Annotated in this window: 13 protein-coding genes; 6 read left to right on the top strand and 7 right to left on the bottom strand. The window is 50.8% G+C overall.

Going from position 1 to position 15,536, the window contains the following annotated elements; all coding sequences use genetic code 11:
- Window positions 1-2,040 (bottom strand): VCBS domain-containing protein (locus ACVB80_RS06515; protein WP_481080469.1); only part of this gene is annotated, 2,040 nt, incomplete at its 3' end.
- Window positions 2,041-2,418: 378 nt separating this feature from the next.
- Between ACVB80_RS06515 and ACVB80_RS06510 the strand changes: the two genes are divergently transcribed.
- The 3 genes from ACVB80_RS06510 (at window position 2,419) to ACVB80_RS06500 (ending at window position 6,406) form a co-directional block, all read left to right on the top strand.
- A complete protein-coding gene (locus tag ACVB80_RS06510; protein ID WP_481080468.1) occupies window positions 2,419-3,732 on the top strand; it encodes a TolC family outer membrane protein in 1,314 nt (437 codons plus the stop codon).
- A gap of 5 nt (window positions 3,733-3,737) precedes the next feature.
- Window positions 3,738-4,355, top strand: coding sequence for an OmpA family protein (locus ACVB80_RS06505; protein ID WP_481080467.1), 618 nt, complete (start codon window positions 3,738-3,740; stop codon window positions 4,353-4,355).
- 377 nt (window positions 4,356-4,732) lie between these two features.
- Window positions 4,733-6,406, top strand: coding sequence for an SgrR family transcriptional regulator (locus tag ACVB80_RS06500; RefSeq protein ID WP_481080466.1), 1,674 nt, complete (start codon window positions 4,733-4,735; stop codon window positions 6,404-6,406).
- 90 nt (window positions 6,407-6,496) lie between these two features.
- Here ACVB80_RS06500 and argF read toward each other — a convergent pair whose 3' ends face one another.
- The 3 genes from argF to arcC form a co-directional block, all read right to left on the bottom strand.
- Entirely contained in the window at window positions 6,497-7,543 is a 1,047-nt protein-coding gene (gene argF, locus ACVB80_RS06495; protein WP_481080465.1) for an ornithine carbamoyltransferase, read from the bottom strand.
- Between the two features lie 194 nt (window positions 7,544-7,737).
- Window positions 7,738-8,349, bottom strand: coding sequence for a TetR/AcrR family transcriptional regulator (locus tag ACVB80_RS06490; protein WP_481080769.1), 612 nt, complete (start codon window positions 8,347-8,349; stop codon window positions 7,738-7,740).
- A gap of 66 nt (window positions 8,350-8,415) precedes the next feature.
- Window positions 8,416-9,327: a carbamate kinase gene (gene arcC / locus ACVB80_RS06485; protein WP_481080464.1), complete on the bottom strand. Its 912-nt coding sequence runs from the start codon at window positions 9,325-9,327 to the stop codon at window positions 8,416-8,418.
- Window positions 9,328-9,586: 259 nt separating this feature from the next.
- Here arcC and ACVB80_RS06480 point away from each other — a divergent pair, with 259 nt between their 5' ends.
- On the top strand, window positions 9,587-11,014 hold the full coding sequence (locus tag ACVB80_RS06480) for an APC family permease (protein ID WP_481080463.1): 1,428 nt from the start codon (window positions 9,587-9,589) through the stop codon (window positions 11,012-11,014).
- A 16-nt stretch (window positions 11,015-11,030) separates the two neighbouring features.
- Window positions 11,031-12,125, top strand: coding sequence for an agmatine deiminase (gene aguA / locus ACVB80_RS06475; RefSeq protein ID WP_481080462.1), 1,095 nt, complete (start codon window positions 11,031-11,033; stop codon window positions 12,123-12,125).
- Between the two features lie 74 nt (window positions 12,126-12,199).
- Here aguA and ACVB80_RS06470 read toward each other — a convergent pair whose 3' ends face one another.
- Genes ACVB80_RS06470 through ACVB80_RS06460 form a run of 3 tightly spaced genes read right to left on the bottom strand, consistent with a single transcriptional unit; the run spans window position 12,200 to window position 14,236 of the window.
- Window positions 12,200-13,456 (bottom strand): PTS ascorbate transporter subunit IIC, encoded by a 1,257-nt coding sequence (locus tag ACVB80_RS06470; RefSeq protein WP_481080461.1) that lies wholly within the window; start codon window positions 13,454-13,456, stop codon window positions 12,200-12,202.
- An 11-nt stretch (window positions 13,457-13,467) separates the two neighbouring features.
- The gene (locus tag ACVB80_RS06465) at window positions 13,468-13,755 is read right to left on the bottom strand and encodes a PTS sugar transporter subunit IIB (RefSeq protein WP_481080460.1); all 288 of its coding nucleotides are present in this window, start codon (window positions 13,753-13,755) and stop codon (window positions 13,468-13,470) included.
- 37 nt (window positions 13,756-13,792) lie between these two features.
- Window positions 13,793-14,236, bottom strand: a complete 444-nt coding sequence (locus ACVB80_RS06460; RefSeq protein WP_481080459.1) for a PTS sugar transporter subunit IIA — start codon at window positions 14,234-14,236, stop codon at window positions 13,793-13,795.
- 244 nt (window positions 14,237-14,480) lie between these two features.
- Here ACVB80_RS06460 and ACVB80_RS06455 point away from each other — a divergent pair, with 244 nt between their 5' ends.
- Window positions 14,481-15,512 carry a LacI family DNA-binding transcriptional regulator gene (locus tag ACVB80_RS06455; protein WP_481080458.1) on the top strand — a complete coding sequence of 344 codons (1,032 nt, stop codon included), beginning with the start codon at window positions 14,481-14,483 and terminating at the stop codon, window positions 15,510-15,512.
- Window positions 15,513-15,536 lie beyond the last annotated feature (24 nt).

The following is a 15,536-nucleotide window of genomic DNA, read 5'->3' as shown; positions in this document are numbered from 1 at the left end:
AATTTTCGCACCGTCGTCAGTGCCTTTGATGGTCACAGTGACTTTGTGCTCGGTGCCGTCGACTGAGCTTACGGTGAACTCACGGATAACCGGGTCACTGGCGTCAGTCATGCCCTGGATGGTGGCGGAATCGTTGTTCAGCTCATACTTCCAGTTCCCCTCAGAGTCCATGGTGAACTTACCGTACTCACCATCATCAACGCTTGATGCGTTGAAGTGCGCCTGGCCTGCGTCCGGGTCAACAACGTCCAGCTTGCCGCTGGTCTCTTTGATCTCGTCTTCTTTGACCAGACCTTTGTCGGCATCAGCGGTATGCGGAGTGATTTTCGCGCCGTCGTCGGTGCCTTTGATGGTCACGGTGACTTTGTGCTCGGTGCCGTCGACTGAGCTTACCGTGAACTCACGGATCACCGGCTGGCTTGCGTCGGTCATGCCCTGGATAGTCGCAGAATCGTTGTTCAGCTCGTACTTCCAGTTGCCCTCTGAGTCCATGGTGAACTTGCCATACTCGCCGTCATCGACAGAAGATGCGTTGAAGTGCGCCTGGCCTGCATCCGGGTCAGTGACATCCAGCTTGCCGCTGGTCTCTTTGATCTCATCTTCTTTCACCAGACCTTTGTCAGCATCGGCGGTATGCGGAGTGATCTTGGCGCCGTCATCGGTACCTTTGATGGTCACGGTGACTTTGTGCTCAGTGCCGTCCACTGAGCTGACAGTGAACTCACGGATAACCGGATCACTTGAATCGGTCATGCCCTGGACGGTGGCGGAATCATTGTTCAGCTCGTACTTCCAGTTGCCTTCTGAGTCCATGGTGAACTTGCCGTACTCGCCATCATCAACGCTTGAAGCGTTGAAGTGCGCCTCGCCTGCGTCCGGGTCAGTCACGTCCAGCTTGCCGCTGGTCTCTTTGATCTCGTCTTCTTTCACCAGACCTTTGTCGGCATCAGCGGTATGCGGGGTGATCTTCGCGCCGTCATCGGTGCCTTTGATGGTCACGGTGACTTTGTGCTCGGTGCCGTCGACTGAGCTTACGGTGAACTCACGGATCACCGGAGCGCTTGCATCTGTCATGCCCTGGACAGTCGCAGAATCGTTGTTCAGCTCGTATTTCCAGTTGCCCTCTGAGTCCATGGTGAACTTGCCGTACTCGCCGTCATCAACGCTTGAAGCGTTGAAGTGTGCCTGGCCCGCATCCGGGTCAACGACATCCAGCTTGCCGCTGGTCTCCAGGGTGACGTCTTCTTTCACGCTGCCTTTGTCGGCATCCGGCGTGTGTGGAGTGATAATCGCCTGATCATCAGTACCGGAAATAGTAACTACAACTTCATGAGTGGTACCGTCAGCAGAAGTAACGGTCATAGTGCGGGTAACCGGCTCACTGTTTGAAGTAAGAGCCTGTACATCAGGATGGCTGTTATTTAGTTTATAGATCCAGTTACCACCGGCATCAACAGAAAAGGTACCCCAGTTTCCATCCTGCACGTCTGCCTGAGGAAGAAATACCGTCTCACCAGGATTCGGATCGGTTATTGTCAGATTACCGCTGGTCTCCAGCGTCACATCTTCTTTAACTGCGCCGCTGTCATCACCGGCAATTACGGCGCTGATTTCACCCAGCTCTGCCTGAGGGGCTGATTCGATAAAGTTTTGGGTAATGCTCTGCTCCGGAGTCTGCCCGGTCGTTTCAAAAAACGTACTCGCCAGCACCTCTGCGCCAGTACGCTCAACCGTACCAGAAGCTGTCAGGCTTGAACCTGATGCTTCACCTGCTGCAGTAGCGTACTCGTCTCCCAGCTCTGCAGGGTCAACGCCCTGCTCCAGCGCTTCAAAAATCCTGGCCAGTTCTGCTGCTTCATCCGGCACCTGCTGTGATGCTTGTTCCACCACTTCAGGTTGCTCAGAAAGTGGTTCACCTTCACGGGTTTCCACGATTACTTCACCCGGCAAGAGTTCATCTTTCGATGTGATGACTTTCAGGTGACCATCCATACCGATGACAACGTAGCTTTCTGCGGTTAATTTTGACTTTCCGACCAAGAGCTTATACCCCATGTAGCAGCAATAAAAAAGCCCACCCCCGCCATCCATCTGGGGGAATGAGAACTATTTCTTTAGATTATAAGTATCAGGTGATTAATTTATCACCAACCGGCATACGGAAAACACGCACTTTTGCTACTAATAATTTTCATGTTTTAAAACTGTTTTATTTTTGCGCAGAAAGCCGTATGTTATGCGACCTGTTTTTAGGGGCGAATCGCCCGTAATTACTGCGCTTGATATGAAATATTGGCTTACTTCAATAGGCCATAACTTTCGCAAACGTTTACTTCGTATATTTAAATTTAAGATCGTCTCAGAATTGAGACTAATATTATTGGTAATATGCGCTGGAATTTATTTGGGAGACCTCCTGTGAAGCTGAGTAATATTAGTATTGCGTGTTGTGGCTTATTAATGTCACTGCCTTCTGGTGCACAGTCATTAGAGCAAGCCATCGCAACGACCTTTGCAACCAATCCGGAAATCAAAAGTGCGTACAACGAGTACATGAGCAAGCGCTTTGTTATCGACCAGTCAACCGGTGCGTACAAACCACGTATCGACCTGGATGCGGGTATTGGCTACGAGGGGATCAACCCTGCTGCGTCGACCGGTAAGAAAGACACCGACATGACCCGCAAAGACGCGGCTATCACCCTGACTCAGTTGATCTGGGACGGCTCCAAAACCCTGCACGATATTGACCGCACTTCTGCAGATGCAGAGTCCGTTCGCTATCAGCTACTTGCAGATGCTCAGGGCATTGCGCTTCAGGTTATCAACGCTTACCTGGAAGTACTGAAAGCCCAGGAGTTCCTGGCACTTTCTGAAGCTAACCTCGACACCCATGAGCGCATCATGGCCGATATTCAGAAACGTACCGATTCTGGCATTGGCTCTGTGGCGGACCTGACTCAGGTGCAGGCCCGTCTTGCCAAAGCGCACAGCAACGTACTGGCTGCCCACAACAATTTCAAAGATGCTCAGACCACCTTCTTTAAACTGGTTGGCGAAGTCCCGAATGAACTGGTATTTCCAAGAGCAGATAAAAACTTTATTCCGGGCACTCTTGATGATGCAAAAAACCTGGCTTTTGAACACCACCCGGTAATTAAAGTCGCAAGCGCAGACGTAGATTCTGCCAAGTTCCAGTACAAGCAGACGGACGCCAATAACTTCCCGGTCGTATCGTTTGAAGCTGCGCAAAACTGGCGCAACGATGCCGGCGGCATTGAGGGCAGCAGCACCGAAACCACAGCTATGCTGCGTGTCCGCTACAATCTGTATAACGGTGGTTCTGACTCAGCCAACAGTGACCGTATGGCCTACCAGCTGAACAAAGCGAAGGATCTGCAGGAACGCGCCTACCGCGGAGTTGAGCAGGAACTGCGTCTGTCATGGAGTGCGCTCGAACTGACGACTCAGCAAAAAAACTTTTTATCTCAGCACGTTGATGCAGCTTCCGACACCGTGGTTGCCTACCAGAAGCAATATCGCATCGGTAAACGCACCCTGCTGGACCTGCTCAACACTGAGAACGAACTGTTTGAATCCCGCAAAGGCTATGTGGAAGCCCAGTTCGCACAGCAATACGCCAAATACCGTATCCTGAGCTCTACCGGTAACCTGCTTGACGCCCTGCGCGTTGATGTTCCGAAAGAGTGGACCCAACCTGTGGAGTACTGAACACAATGAAACGTACTATGTTACTGGCAGCAACCCTGATGGTTGCCGGCCTGAATAATGCTTATGCCGGCGATGATATGGAGTACATTCAGACGCCACAGGCAAACCAGATTGCCGACCTTGCTGACTCTGATAACGATGGTGTCATCAACGCCCGGGACAACTGTGCAGGCACACCTTCCGGCGCTGAAGTCAACAATGATGGCTGTGAGCGCTACGTGAGTAAATCAGAGCAATACCAGCTTAAGATCCTGTTTGAAAACGATTCTGACCAGATTCAGGACGTTTTCAATCAGAAGATCACCGAGCTGGCTGCCTTTCTGAAAGCCTACCCTGCCACCTCGATTGAGATTCAGGGATACGCAAGTAAAGTCGGCCGCGCGGAGTACAACCTAGACCTGTCCCGTCGCCGGGCAGAGAAAGTACGCGAACTGCTGATTGAAAAAGGCATTGATGGCAAGCGCCTCAAGATTGTTGGCTTTGGTGATACCCACCTCGCCGCGATGGGTCTGGATGAAGTCAGCCACGCACTGAACCGCCGCGTAACCGCTACCGTAGTGGGTCACAAAGGCATGGTAAAAGAAGAGTGGACCATATTTACCACAATTCCGAAAGCCAACTGATCCCCCAGCCCCGGAGTAAGCTTTCCAGTTTATTTCCGGGGCAACTTTCTTCGGAATAATTCTCTTTTACCCCCCCCCCTTACATCCAGCAACAAAAATAATCAGTATCAGCTAATTAACCTGTTACTTAACACGATATAGTCAGATATTTAGATGACGAGTTAATTCTCGACGAGAAATATCACACCCGCCCCACATGATAATAGCCAATTTTACCACCCGTTATCCTGAATCTATTTTTTCAATGCAAATTAACCGTACATTATGAGCTAAACCGTGAACTTTTATAGATTTATCTTATAATTATCTCAGTGGTCGCTGCTGTAATGCACCTACTGCTAAGAATTCAAACCTTATAAAAGCCATGGCCAATTAATATGACCGAGACCTGTCTCCGCAGACTAAGTCAGCTGTTAAACCACTACCTGCCCAGTCAGGCTCACCAGGTAAGCCTGGACGATCTTGAGCAGGTGTTTTCCACCTCCCGCCGCAATACCTCCAACATCCTCAAAATGCTGGATGAGTACGGCTGGATTGAATGGAGCCCCGGACGTGGCCGGGGGAAAGCCAGCGCGCTTACGGTCACCCTCTCCCTGCACCAGGCTCTGTACCGCACCATCAGGGCAGAGCTTGGCTCCGGTAACTTTGACCAAATATCAAAACTGCTTGAACTTTACCGTGGCACCGCAGCCAGTGCGCTGAATCAGGCCATGGAAGAAACCTCCCAGGCCAACCAGAGTGCCAATGCGCTTATCATCAGCCACTACCCATGGGTCAACGAACTCAATCCGGCGCTGACGTACCGGTTTTCTGAGCTTCAGGTGATCCGCAGCCTGTATGACACTCTGTTTAAAATCGACAACAACGGGCACCTCCATCCTCACCTCGCCTGTGAGTATAAAATTGATGGCCGGTACATCTATATCTGGCTGAGACCGGATATTCGCTGCCACGATGGCCTGATGCTGGAAAACAATGACGTCATCCACAGTCTCAACCGGCTGGTTCAGGCCAAAGGGCCGGTCAGCTGGCTGATCCGCCAGGTCACCTCGGTGAGCTTCAGTGAGCCTGAACAGGCGATCTGTATCGAGCTCTCCAGGCCCAATCCGCTGTTCATCTATTGCCTGGCAACAGCCAATGCCTCAGTGACCACCCGGCGCGTCCGGGAGTTCTCCAAAAATCGTCCAATTGCCGTTGGCACCGGCCCATTTATGGCTGAGTACTGGGAGAAGGACAAACTGATCCTGAAGAAACATCACCAATACTTCGCCAAAAAGGCATTGCTGGACAAGATCACTCTCTCTCATCAGGGAGAAGCTCTGGACAAATACATCAGCTACAACCAAAACGATGGAGAGAAGGAGAACTACACCATCCAGGCGTTCTCCTATCTGGCTCATAACCGCCGTCCGGAATGTACGCTCAGCGATGAGAGCTGGCAGGCACTGTTTGCGTTCCTCGAAGCCCGCCGCTTTGAGTTTGCGGCCAACAGCGATCTCGACATCATGGAGATGCTTGAGGAGACCAGCGAGCCAGATGAAACCATCCCTCAGCTGGAAGGCAGCCTGGTACTGGCCCACCCCAAATGGACCATCGATTATCTGGATAAAATGTCCTGCTGGCTGGTGAAGCTGATTGAACAAACCGGGATAAACGTCGAACAGGTTGAACTGTCTGATGCCAGCAATCCTCAGCTGGTAAAAGATCAGGCTGATCTGCTGCTGGTCGAGGACATCATCGAACAGCCGCTGGAATACGGCGCGTATGAATGGCTGCTGACCGGTACCGGGATCCGGTTTGTGTTTGATGAAAATCAGCTCGATGAACACGCCGCGCTGGTACAGCGTCATATCGCGGAAGGTAATACTGAACAGCGTCTGCTGGATCAACTCCGTCAGCTGCGGAATAACACCACCATTCTGCCCCTGTTCTGGGGTCAGGAACAGGTCAGCTGCACCAAAGGAGTCAGCGGGATTCAGATCGGCAAGTCCGGCTACAGTGATTTCTACAAGCTAAGGATCCACACCTCAAAACCCGATCCCGAACTGTAGTCTTTCCGGTCCATCAACGAAAAAGCCCCTTCATTGCTGAAGGGGCATTTGACGCTGTTTGAGATATTGTTATCTGCGGTTCCTGTAATCTCAGATAGCTGACAGGAAAGTCGCGATCTTATCTTCGTGAGCGCGCACGGTCGCTTCTGTTGGCTGAACCATATCCTTGTTGGTGAAGTACACCAGCAGCGCCATTTGAGCGGTCAGGCGGTTTTCCGCTTCGTCAAAAATAACCGAGGTCTCTGACTCCATCACACCACGGGTACACTCGCGCTGATCGTTTGCTGGCAGGCAATGCATAAACTGCGCATTTGGACCGGCTTTGGCCATCATCTCTTCGCTCACCACATACTCAGGGATGAAGGTGCTCAGGCGGATCTCTTTTTCATCTTCCTGACCGAACCAATAGAAACTGTCCGCCACAATGATGTCACAGCCTTCCACCTCATCGGTGTTGTCGGTGATAACCAGCTTGCCGCCGTACTCACGGCAGTTTTCCTCAGCAATTTCAACCCACTCAGCCGGTGCTTTGAAACGGTCCGGACAGATGTGCTTAAACGTCATGCCGAACTTGGTGCAGGCAAACATCAGTGACGAGGCCACGTTAGTCGCATCACCAACAAAGGCTACCGTCAGGTCACTCAGCTCTTTACCTTCCGGCAGGTGCTCCTGCATGGTAAACAGATCCGCCATGATCTGGGTTGGGTGCAGCCAGTCACACAACCCATTGATAACAGGCACACTGGCGTGCTCTGCCAGTCCGGCCACCGTGCTGTGCTCATCCACGCGGGCCATAATTACATCGACCATACGTGACAGTACCCGGCCGGTATCTTCCAGGGACTCTTTTGAGCCAAGGTGAATATCGTTCGGAGACAGGAACAGCGCGTGCCCACCCAGAATAGTGGCTGCGGTTTCAAATGAAACACGGGTACGGGTAGAAGGCTGTTCAAAAATCATCGCAACTGACTTGCCCTTGAACAGCTGGGGAACCGCGTTATCACGGCGGGCATCTTTCAGCAGCTTCATCAGATCCAGGATCTCAGTCAGCTCCTGACGGGTGAAGTCCTGGGTTTTCAGAAAATGACGCAGGCTTGGTTTGCTCAGGTTTGTTGCGGTTGAAGATGGAAGTTTCATAGTTCTAACCCTTTTGTTCGTTGATTACTGCATATCAAGTGATTATTAATATTCAGCATTTCGCATCAAAAAACTTTTATCGGATTCAACTATCGGCCTGGAAATAAATAATGGCTTTATTTGTAAGAAACCAATCACAGTTTAAAACAAATAAAGCCATAAAAACCGAAGTTTGATTCTAATCACACTTCTGACTAATGCACTCTGGCATGATTGCATACGTGGGGAATGTACAGCCCCAAATAAGCATTGGTCAGCTTAATCGCCTCATCAATCATTTCAGACTCAATAAATCCGTGCTCACGATAAGAGAGAGAGTACACTTTATCCGCCACCTGAAGTGCAATAGCAAAAATGTTAATGCCCTCAGGCAACTCCGGAATATCATAGTAACGCCGGTAAATAGCTTCAACACGCTTACCCAGGCGTATATCATTCTCAGTATCTGCGTGTCTTATTTTGGTAAAGGTATGCTGACTAAGTATCAACTTCTGTACTACAGCATTATTGGCATAATACTGGGTATATCCGGTTTCAATCATCCGATTTATATCACTCCAGTGGTGGACATCTTCCGGAATAACTGAGTTTTCAAGCACATCATCAAAATCTGAGAAAACATCTTCTATCAGGTGATAAAACAGCGCTTCGATATTTGGATAATGATGATAAACCGTTGAAGTGGAAATGCCTCCTTCTTTCGCTACATCATAAATTGAAATGCTGGTGATATCCCTTCGCTCAATCAGAGATACCGCTGCATCATGAATGGCCTTTAGCTTTTCTTCTTTGCTGCTCCGTCGCACATCTTCCCCCGGTTTATCCAATATGAAAATGGCCACCCGCGGGCAGCCATGCAATTATGTTTGTATTCAATCCCTGTAGATCCGGGTTCCGGACTCACGACTCATAATATCGTGGGCGTGGTGCAGGTCCCCGATGTATCCGGTGCCACCAGTCTGTTCAACGAACTGACAACAGGCATTAACCTTTGGCCCCATTGAGCCTTCGGCAAAGTCATAGCTTCTCATCAATGCTGCCGGAACATCATACAATTTCTGCTCATCCGGCTCACCCCAGTTGAGGCAAACATGTGTGCCATCCGTCAGAATCAACAGGTGTTCGGCACCCAGCTCTTTTGCGACCAGGGCTGCGGTCATATCTTTGTCGATCACCGCCTCAAAGCCGACATACGCCCCGTCCTTTTCAACTACCGGGGCACCACCACCGCCTCCGCATATGACCAGGTGATCTTTATCCAGCAAATCTTTAATCGCCTGGATCTCCAGTATTTCCTTTGGTGCCGGGGATGGAACAACGCGGCGCCATTTATTTCCGTCCGGTTTTACTATCCAGTTATTTAATTCAGCCAGATGTTTGGCTTCCTGCTCCTCATAGACCGGACCGATAAATTTACTTGGATTCTTAACTGCCGGGTCATTTTCATCCACAACGATACGGGTCAAAATAGTGGTTGTTAATTTATCATCAATTGCTGCGTTTAATCCCTGCTGAATTAAATAGCCAATCATCCCCTGTGTTTCTGCCCCCAGAACATCAAATGGATAAGGCGGGCAATCTTTATATGCATTATTTTGCAAAGATAACAGTCCAACCTGAGGTCCGTTTCCATGAACGATAACCAGCCTGTAATCCTTATTTATTTCCGCCAGTGCTTCTGCTGTGATAGTTATGCTTTTCTGCTGATTCTCACAGCTCATTACTTCGCCCCGCTGCAATAAAGCATTTCCGCCAACGGCAACAACAATAATTGGTTTCGACATACTAAACTCTCCGGTTTATGACCTTGTGACCATTTTAATATCCCGGCAAAACAGCCTGAAAAAATTGATTAAAATCAATATTCCGGATTTTGGCTATTTTCTGCTCCATATTTGATTCCGCCATCACAAATACCTCTCGCCATCGGGCATAAAAACCGAACTGTGATTTTCTGTACTTTTATGCCGTTACCCGTGTGCAAGACTAATTTGCGTAAATTCATTAAAAACACAGAAATTCGTACCCAAATTGGAGGTTCACATGAGTAACGTGAAACAGGGAAAAATGGGGGTTACCAGTATCGCACTGTTCAGCCTGTGTGCAGTGATCGTCGTTGATACCCTGACCGCTTCGGCAAGTATCGGGGTATCATCAATTGGCTGGTGGCTGTTAACTCTGGTGATATTTGTCATTCCTTATGGCCTGATGACATCAGAGCTGGCCACCACCTACCCGGGCGAAGGCGGTATCTACGACTGGGTAAAACAGGCATTCGGTTTTAAATGGGCAGTAAGAACCACCTGGTTCTACTGGATCAACGTCGGCCTTTGGATGCCAGCGGTATACATCATGTTTGCCGGTATGTTTGCCGAACTCTTCTTCCCCGATCTTTCCCTTTTCTGGCAAATCGCCATCTGCATCATTCTGACCTGGCTGACCGTCTGGATCTGTAACGTCTCCGCAGACGTAGGGATCTGGGTAACCAACGTCGGCGCTATCCTCAAAGTTTCGATTATCCTGGTACTCGGTGCTGGCGGTTTTATCTACGCCATGAACAACGGCGTGGCCAACGAGTTCTCTGTCGCCGCCATGATGCCATCTCTGGACTCCGGCGTGGCTTTCCTGCCTGCACTGGTGTTTAACCTGATGGGATTTGAGCTGGTCGCCACCCTGACCAAAGAGATGAAAGACGTACGCGATATGCCCAAAGCGGTGTTCCTGGCTATCGGTATCACCGCTTTTCTCTACATCATCGGTACCGTCGGCATCCTGATGGCATTGCCGGTAGAAAACATCGGCCTGGTTGCTGGTCTTATCGACACCCTGAAAACCCTGTTTGGTGACGGCGCGCTTGGCCAGCTAATGGTTTACCTGTTTGGTATCGTTGCCCTGCTGACTTTCATCGGCAACATGGTGTCCTGGACGATGGGCGCAAGCCGCGCTGCGGCAGAAGCAGCCAGTGAGGGAGAACTGCCGGATATGGTTGGTAAACAGTCTGAGCGCTTTGGCACTCCGGTTGGTGCCAATAACATTACCGGTGCGCTTTCTACCGTGGTGATCATCGCCTACGCCTTCTTTGCCAACACCAATGACGACCTGTTCTGGTCTGTATTTGCATTCTCAAGCTGTATCTTCCTGCTGCCGTACCTGTTTATGTTCCCGTCTTACCTGAAGCTTCGCATCATCGACGGTGACCGTGAGCGTCCGTTCAAAGTCAAAGGCGGTATGCCACTGCAGTGGGCCATGTCCATCATCTGCTTCCTGGTTATCACTCAGGCCGTAGTACTGTTCATCTTCCCTGAACTGCTGGATATGACCGTTGACTGGAGCTACAGCGCACCGGTACTGATTGGCGTCGCCCTGACCATCGCCATTGGCGAGTACATGGTGAAACGCGCCATCGCCATCAAAGAGCAGCCGGAAACCCAAAGCACTGCTGCTGAACAAAACAATCAAGTTGAAGCCTGAGCATAAGGAGCCAGCCATGACTGTTAAAAGAACCACAACACCAAAAACCGACGGATTCCACATGCCCGGCGAACACGAGCCCCATTCACAGATCTGGATGGCGTGGCCGGAGCGCACAGATAACTGGCGCTACGGAGCAAAACTGGCCCAGGAAGCGTTCGTCAATGTCGCGCAGGCCATTCACAAAGCGACGCCTGTCACCATGGTGGTCAGCAAAGCCCAGTTCGAAAACGCCAGGGCGAAACTGCCTTCCGATATCCGGGTGGTGGAGATGTCGACCGACGATTCCTGGATGCGCGATATCGGTGCCAGCTATGTAGTCAACAATGAAGGCGAACGCCGCGGGGTAGACTGGGAGTTCAACGCCTGGGGCGGCCTGGTAGACGGACTCTATTTCCCCTGGGACCAGGACGACCAGGTCGCATCGAAAATGTGTGAAATCACTGGAGATGACACCTATCGCGCGCCGATAATCCTCGAAGGTGGCTCAATCCACGTTGATGGCGACGGCACCGTATACACCACCGAAGAGTGCCTGCTGCACCCTAGCCGCAACAGCGAGCTCTCACGTGAGGAGATTGAAATCGCACTGTGTGACTACCTGGGAGCAGAGAAAGTCATCTGGATCCCACGCGGCCTGTACAACGATGAGACCAACGGCCACGTCGATAACCTGATCCACGTAGTCAAACCCGGCGAAGTGGTACTCACCTGGTGTGAAGACCCGAAAGACCCTCAGTACGAGATCAGCCAGGAAGCGTATGAGGTGCTGACCAGCAGTACCGATGCCAGAGGCCGCAAAATCCGGGTACACAAGATCCCGATGGCCGGCCCGCTGTACATCACTGAAGATGAAGCATCAGGGATTGACCTGTCCGATGGAATGGAACGCGAGTCCGGCGAACGCCTCGCCGCCTCCTACGCCAACTACCTGGTTACCAATAACCATATCGTCTACCCGCTGCTGGACAAGCGCTATGATGAAGTAGTCGCCAACACCCTGTCTGAGCTTTACCCGGGCTACAGTGTTGCAGGAGTTGATGCGAGGGAAATACTGCTGGGGGGAGGGAATATTCACTGTATTACCCAGCAGGTGCCAGAGGTTTCGTAACCTGTTAGCCGATCCTGAACACAAAAATGCCGCCCGGAGAAGGGCGGCATTTTCGCTAAAGAACGGGAGAAAGATTAGCGAACAATCAGACCAAGCAGGATACCCACGGCACCGAAGTCAGCATCACTGAAGGTAGTGTTGGCAAAACCAAGGTCACCCAGTACAGGCATCAGGAATACCGGCAGGAAGGTGATCAGCAGGCCCTGAGCGAAAGCACCCAGAATCGCACCGCGGCGGCCACCTGTTGCGTTACCGAACACACCCGCTGCAGCGCCAACGAAGAAGTGAGGTACTACACCTGGGATGATCACCGTCAGGTTCATGATATACAGCAGGAACATGCCCACCAGACCCGCAGCAAAGCTCGACAGGAAGCCAACCAGTACTGCGTTTGGCGCGTATGGGAACACTACCGGACAGTCCAGCGCTGGTTTCGCATTCGGTACCAGCTTGTCTGAGATCCCTTTAAACGCAGGTACGATTTCAGCGATAACCATACGCACACCCTGCAGGATAACGTAGACACCACCGGCAAACGTGATCGACTGCATCAGGGCGAACATAAACCAGTGCTTACCACCACTGACTTCACGAACAAAGTCACCACCGGCAAAGATACAGGTCACCATGAAGATGATACCCATGGTAAATGAGATAGCGACCGGCGTATCACGCAGGAACAGCAGGCTCTTAGGTACATTCATCTCTTCGGTTGAATGTTCTTTGTTACCAAACTTGCTGCCGATGAAACCAGCCAGAACATAGGAAAGTGTCGAGAAGTGACCAATCGCCACGTCATCAGAACCGGTAACCTGCTTCATGTAATGGTGCGCAATTGCAGGGAACAGCACCATCACAAAGCCAACGACAATCGAACCCAGAGCGATCAGCGGAACACCTTTCATACCGCTGGAAGACAGAATCGCTGCCACCATCATCGACATAAACAGAGTGTGGTGACCGGTCAGGAAGATAAATTTCCACGGTGTAAAACGGGCAATCAGAATGTTCACCAGCATGGCAAAGAACATGATCATGGCCATCTCTTTACCGAAGGCTTCCTGAGCGATAGAAACGATCGCTTCATTGTTTGGCACTACGCCGGTAATACCGAATGCCTGCTGGAAAATAGTGGCAAAGTCACCCAGAGAAGAGACCACCAGCCCGGCACCTGCGCCAAGAATAATGAAACCAAGAATGGTCTTGACCGTGCCTTTCACGCACTCCGTCACCGATTTCTTCTGCGCGATCAGACCGATCAGCGCGATAAGTCCCACCAGAACCGCCGGCTCTGACAGAACGTCATTCATCAGGAAATTAAAAAATTCCATGTTGCCCCCTTTTACAGCGCACCCAGTTCCTGAAGAGCAACTGACAGACGCTCTTTCATCGCATTTTTATCAACCATGTTATCCAGGCTGACAATCTTCTGCTCCACATCCAGCGATTTTAGCTGGTCGGTAATGTCATTGGTGCCGATAAAAATGTCACAATCAGTGCCCTTTGCTGAGCCCAGGTCGATATGGTCAACATGAGCAGCCACATCAAGATCTTTAACAATGCCTTTGATGCTCATTTCCATCATCAGGCTGGTTCCCAAACCGTGACCACAAACCACCATAATCTTCATACTGTTCACCTTCGTTTCGTCGTTATTGCAGGGGGAATTAATAGTTTTTGATTACATTCAGAACATCATCAACGCTCTTTGCTGCGCAAATCTGCGCAACATGTTCTTCATTCATAAACAGCTCAGCCAGCTTAGAAATCGCCTCAACATGGCTGTTGCTGTCGGTTGCTGCCAGGGTTACCAGCATTTTCACCGGGTCGTTACCTTCAGAGTCGAAATTGACACCTTCACGAATCACGGTTACGGCCAGGGCCATTCTGTTCACGCCATCTTCCGGGCGGGCATGCGGCATCGCCATTTGGGGGCCAACCACGTAGTAAGGCCCGAGCTCTTCATGCGAGCGGAAAATAGCGTCGACATAACCAGGCTCAATCGCACCAGTATCCAGCAGTGCCTGACAGGACTTGTTGATTGCATCCTGCCAGTCCGTTGCGGTGTCATGTACACGGATAACATCCTGGGTAATAAGTTCACTTAACATTGAGGTTGCTCCACCAGCTTTCGATGGGGCTAACTTTATCGATGAAACTATCAGAAAAACAGGACAGAGATCACAAATGATAGCGCTATCTGATAACGCTACCATAAATTGTGATAGCGCTATCATTTTACTGTCATGGTGAACAGAGAAAGGACCGGGTTAACAACTTATGCGCTAATATCAAAAACCGTACGCTACGCTGTGCTAACATTGCGCGGCGAAAAATAGGAATACCAACAAGAAAATGAGCGAACCGCGAAAACGAAGAAGCACGGGAAAAGTGACCATTGCCGATGTAGCCAAACAGGCAGGCGTGGGCACCATGACAGTTTCCCGAGCACTGAGAACACCAGATATGGTGTCCGAAAAGCTGAGACAAAAAATTGAACAAGTCGTCGAAGAGCTGGGATACATTCCGAACAAAACAGCCGGAGCGCTGGCATCCGGCGAAAGCCACAGCATAGTCCTGATCCTGCCTTCACTGGTCGAAAAGTCCTGTGCACTGTTTCTTCCCGGTTTTCAGCAGGCACTGAACAAGGAAGGGTACCAGTTACTGCTTGGCTACAGCGATTACTCTCAGGAGCAGGAAGAAAAACTGCTGGGCACCCTTTTGCAAAACCGCCCGGCCGCAACTGTCCTGTTTGGAAGTGAACATACAAAACGCAGTCATCAGTTGCTCAAAGCCGCTAATGTCCCGGTGATGGAAATCGCAGAGTTTAATCAAAGCTCCGATTATCTGAATGTAGGTGTAGACCACTTCGCCCTCGGCAAAGCCTGTACCCAACACCTGATCGACAATGGTTATCACAATATCGGCTTTATCGGTGCCCGCGGAGAGTACTCCATCATGCAGCGAAAACTGCACGGCTGGCAAAGTGCGCTGATTGAGAACTATCTTACGCCAGATCATTTCCTTACCACCCACGAAGCGCCGTCTGCAGAGCTTGGCTCAGAAGGCCTGGCCAAACTTTTACTCAGGGATTCAGGTCTCGATGCTCTGGTATGCAGCCACGAGGAAGTCGCGCTGGGCGCACTGTTTGAATGCCACCGCCGCCTGATAAAAGTACCAACCGACATGGCGATTTTCTGCCTTGATGGTACCGGAACCTGCGCCCATGCCTTCCCCAGCCTTTCGAGTGCAGAAGTAGATTACGATCAAATGGGCCATCAGGCCGCCAAACGACTGCTCGCAGCCATCCGCAATGAGGAGCAATCAGAAACCTCGCTGGATGTCGGTTTTCAGCTCACTCAGCGTGCCAGCAGCAGCGCCAGCTGATCCGGCATAGAGGAAATCAAAAAA

The organism is Vibrio sp. 9-16B-A1 (assembly GCF_056726165.1).
Note: the sequence above shows the minus strand (reverse complement) of the source record. Positions and strands in the feature narration are given on the sequence as shown.